This window comes from Kitasatospora sp. NPDC091257 (genome assembly GCF_044757675.1).
Classification (GTDB): domain Bacteria; phylum Actinomycetota; class Actinomycetes; order Streptomycetales; family Streptomycetaceae; genus Kitasatospora; species Kitasatospora lactacystinica.
In genome coordinates this window covers 1-5,340 of record NZ_JBIVVI010000628.1, presented here as the reverse complement: position 1 = coordinate 5,340, position 5,340 = coordinate 1, and the positions used below count along the sequence as shown (strand labels likewise).

Annotated in this window: 4 protein-coding genes; all 4 read left to right on the top strand. The window is 67.5% G+C overall.

Going from position 1 to position 5,340, the window contains the following annotated elements; genetic code table 11:
• The first annotated feature begins 464 nt into the window (after positions 1-464).
• From ACIQOV_RS25975 to ACIQOV_RS25960, 4 genes are read left to right on the top strand one after another with little or no spacing between them, the layout of a single operon-like run.
• Positions 465-1,208: an NrtR DNA-binding winged helix domain-containing protein gene (locus tag ACIQOV_RS25975; protein ID WP_401052351.1), complete on the top strand. Its 744-nt coding sequence runs from the start codon at positions 465-467 to the stop codon at positions 1,206-1,208.
• Entirely contained in the window at positions 1,209-2,372 is a 1,164-nt protein-coding gene (locus tag ACIQOV_RS25970) for a purine phosphorylase (protein ID WP_401052349.1), read from the top strand. It abuts the gene before it with no gap.
• Entirely contained in the window at positions 2,369-4,354 is a 1,986-nt protein-coding gene (locus ACIQOV_RS25965) for a hypothetical protein (RefSeq protein ID WP_401052347.1), read from the top strand. Before ACIQOV_RS25970 ends, ACIQOV_RS25965 begins: the two co-directional genes overlap by 4 nt.
• Positions 4,355-4,374: 20 nt before the next feature.
• Positions 4,375-4,914, top strand: coding sequence for a hypothetical protein (locus tag ACIQOV_RS25960; RefSeq protein ID WP_401052345.1), 540 nt, complete (start codon positions 4,375-4,377; stop codon positions 4,912-4,914).
• Positions 4,915-5,340 lie beyond the last annotated feature (426 nt).

Genomic DNA, 5,340 nt, shown 5'->3' with positions numbered 1-5,340 from the left:
GGATCGACCCGACGACCGCCCCTGCCGGTCCGATCCCTCTGCCACCCGTGAGAGGCAGAGCTCGCGGGCGCACCCGCTCACGTTGAAGAGTCCGGCCCCCCACCTCCCCGGAATCGGGCTCTCCGTGTCCTGGCAGCGGCAGCCAACGAGCGCGTCGAGGACCAGGTCAGCGTGCTGGTCTGGTCCTCGACGCGCTCGTCCTACTTGTTCTTATGGAAGCGCTGCCTGGCTGTCAGCCGCGTGGTGTCACGAGCCGCAGGCCCGTCCCGATGGGGGCTTCCGGCTCTCCGTCACGGCGATCGGGGCCGCGGGAACCCCCAACCCGGAACGGACTGGTGGGGTCGGTGCCAGCCGGTCGATCCATGCGGCCCCGCCACGCGCCGTGGCTGCGGAGTCGAACGGCACAGCAATCCCCACTACCCCCTTCTTGTGTAAGTGACAGTAACTGAAGTACCTTGCAGAACATGCAAGATGACGTGTGGTCACCACCTTCTGTACTGCTGACGGTCGATCTCGTGATCCTGACGCTGCGGGGGAGTCGCCTACACGTCCTCCTGGTGGAGCGGGGCGAAGATCCCTTCCGGGGCATGCCCGCCCTGCCTGGAGGATTCCTGAGCCACGACGGTGAGGAGATTCTGGATGCCGCCCACCGCGAACTGAGCGAGGAAACGGCACTGGCGGCCGGCTGGGTGCACCTTGAACAGCTGGCCGTGTACGGAGACTCGGGCCGCGATCCGCGAGGCCGAGTCGTCTCCGTGGCCCACCTGGCGATCGCGCCGGGGCTGCCCGACCCGGTCGCGGGAACGGATGCCACCGATGCCGCGTGGGTTCCCGCTGAAGCCGTCCTGTCCGGCGAGGTGGAGCTCGCCTTCGACCACCGTCGAATCGCTGCGGACGGGATCGAACGCGCGCGCACCAAGCTCGAGTTCTCGGCGCTGGCCACGGCATTCTGCAGGGAGAACTTCACCATCGCAGAGCTGCAAGAGGTGTACGAGGCCGTCTGGGGCACCGAACTCGACACCCGCAATTTCTACCGGAAGGTCCAAGCGGCGAAGGGATTCATCGTCCCCGCCGGCACGGATCGCAGGACCACGGGAGGACGGCCCGCACGACTGTACCGAGCCGGTCCGAAGACCGTGCTGTTTCCACCGCTGATCCGACCCGTGCCATCCGCGATGGAAGAGAACACGAGAGGGGAAGAGGAATAGATGTCGATCGGCCCGGTGGTGGTTCTCACTGCCCTCAATCTTGAATACCAGGCTGTGCGCCAGAGGCTGGCGGGTCCGCAGGTGCATCGCCATGAGCGTGGTACCCGGTTCGAGGTGGGAACCGTGCAGGGCACGTCGTGCCGTGTCGCACTCGGTCTGACGAGCAAGGGAAACCATTCCGCCGCAGTGATCGCTGAACGCGCGATCCAGGAGTTCTCGCCGGTGGCCGTGCTCTTCGTCGGGGTCGCCGGCGCCCTGTGGGACGCCACCAGGCTGGGCGACGTGGTGATGGCGTCACACGTGTACGCCTACCACGGCGGGACCAGCGAGGACGACGGGCTCAAAGCCCGCCCCCGGGTGTGGGAAGCACCGCACGGCATCAGCCAGCTCGCCTCGCACCTGGCCCGCTTGAACGACTGGGCGGACCCCGTACCCGGTCGCGAGGACGCGCCGCAGGTGCGCTTCGGGGCGATCGCCGCCGGCGAGGTCGTCCAGAACTCGAGGATCTCAGCCGAGGCGAAGTGGATCCGGCAGCACTACAACGACGCACTCGCCATCGAGATGGAGGCGGCCGGTGTGGCACAGGCCGGCCATCTCAACGGGGCACCGGTGGCCATCATCCGGGGAATCAGCGACCGGGCGGACGGCACGAAGAACAGTGCGGAGGACCGCAACTGGCAACCGAGGGCCGCAGCGAACGCGGCGGCGTTCGCCACCCGGTTGGCAGTGGAACTGGTGGGGGAACAGGAGGAGACCGCGATGCCCCAGGACGACAGGGTCCGTTCGGCCGACCGGTTCGACCGAAACGTCAGCAACACCGCCCACAACAGCACCGTCGGTATCATGGCCGGCTCGGTCACGGGCAGCAGCGTCCACATGAACGCGGCCCCGAAGGCATCCGGCCCGACGGACCTGATCGCGGAACTGAACCGTTTCCGACAGCAGCTGGGGCGGCACCGCGCCGAGGGTGCCCTCGACGAGGACTCCTACCTGGAGGCCCTGACCGATCTGGACTCCGCCCTCCGGTCGGCCGGGGGAACCAGCCCTGAATCGTCGAAGCGGACGGTCATGTCGCTCAGGAGGCTGCGCGGACTGGTCGCGGAGTGCCCCGCGCTGGTGGCCGAGCTGGGCCCCCTGGTCGCCGCGGCCGGTGACCTGGCATGAGCGACAGCAACGGTGCCGCGTACAGTTCGGCCGCCTACGACTCCACTGTCGGGATCCAGGCCGAGACCGTACACAACTCCAACGTCTACTTCGTCCACCCGGACGCCTCGCCGCAGGAGAAGTACCGGCTGGGCGTGCGGTTCCTGGAGGACGGCGTCCCCAGCCGCGCCCGCGAAATGATCACCGATGCGATGGCCCACGGATACGACGGCGCGGAGGTTCGTTTCCACTGGGTGCTCGCCGTACTCAGCGCACGCACCTACGACGACCTCAGCGCCGAAGAGGTCCAACGGCTGCACTACACCTCCGGGCTCGTACGGATCTACGCCGAGGACGGGTGGAAGGATGCCCTGCGCGTCACTTTCGACCTGCTGGCGGTGCTCAGCAACGCCAGCAGCGGCGAGACCGGACCCGTGCTGAAGCAGCTGCAAGACCTGCCGCTCCGCCAGCACAACGCGATCCTCCGTCACCTCGACCTCATGCTCACCGGAGGGCTGAAGGACGACCTGTGGGCGGAGACCTGCGAACGGGCCGCAGCGGAGCGCTTCGGCAACGACCGGGTCCGGCGAGTCTGGGCCTACTTCGAGCCCGCCCCCATCGGGGCGCGGGCCGTTCCGCCCCGCCCGAGCACCGCTGCCGCCGCCAAGGCGGCCCTCCCCGTCCGGGCGGTCCTGTTCGCCGTCAGCAGCGTGCTCCTCTGGGCCCTGGCACTGGTCACGGATCCGGTCAAGGCGGTCGTCGAGTTACTGGTGGCGCTCGTCGCGGGGCTGACCGCGGCCCACTTCGGCGTCCGGTGGTGGGGCCAGGAACCCCAGTCGGACCTCACGGCGGGGGCCCGTGTCCCACACCCGCGCGGTCCCGCCCCCGCCGAAGGCGGGTTCACCAACCGCGTCCGCCATTCGTTCGATCACTACTTCAGCGTTCGCAGGCCCTACGGGTTCACCCCGGACGCCTGGCTCGCCCACACCGCTCAGATCCGCGGCAGCCTCGCCGCCGAGATCGCGGACCTCTATCGGGAGAGCCGGATCAGTGTGGACCGGGTTGCCTGGTTGATCCGGTACCTCGCTGAGGACGCCCGGAACCGCTACAACAATGGCACCCTGTTCGATGACCATCGCGAGGACCTGACTCCGGTCAGGACGAAGGCCCTGACCGTGGTGGCCCTGGCCGTTCTCGGCATCGCGGCTCTGACCGCGTTCGGAACGGCAGTCTCGGGTGCCGCCTCGCCGAGGCCGCTGTGGGCGTTCCTGGCCGTACTCGGTGCGGCCTGGTCCGGGCACTCGGCCGCTTCCCTGTGGCTGAAGGTCCGACGTGAAGAGCACCGGCTGGCCCGGGAGACTCAGAAGTACCATGAACAGTTGACCGCACGGCAGACCGCCTACCAGCACTGGCAGTCGTTCCTGGACGCCACGCGCCCCAGCGAGCTGGAGATGGAGACCTGGCTCACCTGCGACAAGACCTCGTTCGTCGATGAAGCGCTCCGGCACCACCGGCTCACCTGGCGCGACCTGATCACCCACACCATCCTGGTAGCCCCAGCTGCTTCCTACAAACGAGGCCGGGTCAGGGGCGGCCCCTGGCGGTACTCGCACTACGTCTTCCGCCTGTTCCTGTTCACCCAGGACGGCATCCGCGAGATCAGCTCCGAGTTCAACTTCTCCGACGCAACGCGCAAGAACGAGCAGCGGAGCAACTATCGGTTCGACGCGCTGTCCTCCGTGCAGGTGACGGAGAATGTCGACGTCGGCTACGACCTGGAGCTCGTCCTCACCAACGGGCCAGCCAGGAAGATCCGCGTCAAGGACGCCGATGCCCATCAACTGGCGCCGGACGAGAATTCTCAGGAAATCTCTGAGATCAACCTCAGCGCGGCCGGCTCCACCCACACCTTCCGTCTCCTGGAGGGGATCGCGGCGGACGGGAAGGGCTGGATCGAACGGCACAGCCCCAACAACCTGACGCCCTTCCAGATCGCCGGTTGATCCTGAACTCGAGCATAGGAATGCCTGTGACCTCCACGGACGATGTCACCGAGAGCAAAATCCTGCTGGCCGAGTACGACTGCCTCAAAGAAGAACAGAAGACCCGCATAGGGTTCCGCGACAACCTGCTCTACTTCACGCTCGCCGCGGCCACTGCGGTCATGGCGATCACCGTCCAGAGCGGACAGTACCGACTACTGCTCTCCGTCCCCGCGATCTGCCTGATCCTGGGCTGGACCTACCTGGTCAACGACGAGAAGATCTCGGCGATCGGCTGCTACGTCCGCGACCAATTGGGACCACGCCTGGGGGAACTCGCCTCCGCCCACGGCACGGTGTTCGGCTGGGAGGTCTACCACCGCAATGTTGCGGGCCGCGCCATGCGCAAGCGGCTTCAGACCGCAGTGGACCTATTCGCATACCTGGTCCTGCCGATGGTCTGCACGACCGCGTTCTGGTGCTCTCCCATCGTTCAGCCCCTGCTCGTGCTCACTTCTGTCGCACTGACACTCGCCCTGGCCGTACTGGGCTGGCGGTTCCTGCGCCGTGCGGACCAGTAGCACCAGCCCCGCCGGACCCGCGCCACACACGTACGGCGCTCCGGTGCGCGGAGGCGCGGGCCGGGATCCGCTATACAGCCGGCAAGAATCCGGCTCGGGCCGGGGCAGCTCGTCCAGTTCGAGGGTTTAGACCCGTCCGTCGGCCAGCTCTCCCGAGCCGTACTTACGCGTGTGGGCCACGATGTAGCCGGAGCCGGCGGTCGGGGTGTGGACAGCGACCTCGGCGGCATACGGGTCCACCACCACATAGACCGGGATGCCACATCGATCGATGCAAGTAGGGCTGTACCACTTGTTCGCCTACGCAATCGAGGCTGCTCGGCTCCGTTGATGGGGACAACTGGGCCATCCCGAGGTTGTCCCCATCGCCCTACCTGGAGCTGAACCGCCGCTACGGCTGCGCCCTGCAGACCGGCGGCAGCGACC